We start from the raw sequence: 480 nt of genomic DNA on the forward strand, positions 1-480 counted from the left end.
TGGCGGCCCGTGGACTGTCGGTGGCCGAGCTCATCGAGGCGGTGGATGCGGCCAACGGCGCTACCGGGGGCTCCGTGATCGAACAAGGCGAAGCCGAACTGATGGTGCGTAGCGAAGGCTACCTGCGCACACAGGAGGCGTTCGAACAGGTGCCGGTAACCGGCAACGACGGCATCCCCGTCCTGCTCGGCGAGGTGGCCACGATCAGTCGCGGGCCGGTCTTCCGTCGTGGTATCGCAGAGTCGGATGGTCAAGGTGAGGTGGCCGGCGGCGTGATCGTCCTGCGGACCGGCAAGGATGCCTTGGGGGCCATTCGGGACGTCAAAGCGCGACTGCAGGCGTTGCAATCCAGCTTGCCCGAAGGCGTGGAAGTGGTGGCGGTGTACGACCGCTCCGTGCTAATCCAGGATGCGGTACGCAACCTCACCCATAAGCTTGGTGAAGAGTTCCTGGTCGTAGCGCTGGCATGCCTGCTGGTCC

At 65.2% G+C, this 480-nt stretch carries 1 protein-coding gene; it reads left to right on the plus strand.

The genetic code is table 11. From position 1 onward, the window contains the following. Nucleotides 1-480, plus strand: a 480-nt coding sequence (locus KVS69_RS18755) for an efflux RND transporter permease subunit (protein ID WP_217539486.1), incomplete at both ends; no start/stop codon positions are given.

It is taken from the genome of Stenotrophomonas sp. GbtcB23 (assembly GCF_019091045.1).
In the GTDB taxonomy this organism is placed as follows: Bacteria; Pseudomonadota; Gammaproteobacteria; order Xanthomonadales; family Xanthomonadaceae; genus Stenotrophomonas; species Stenotrophomonas rhizophila_A.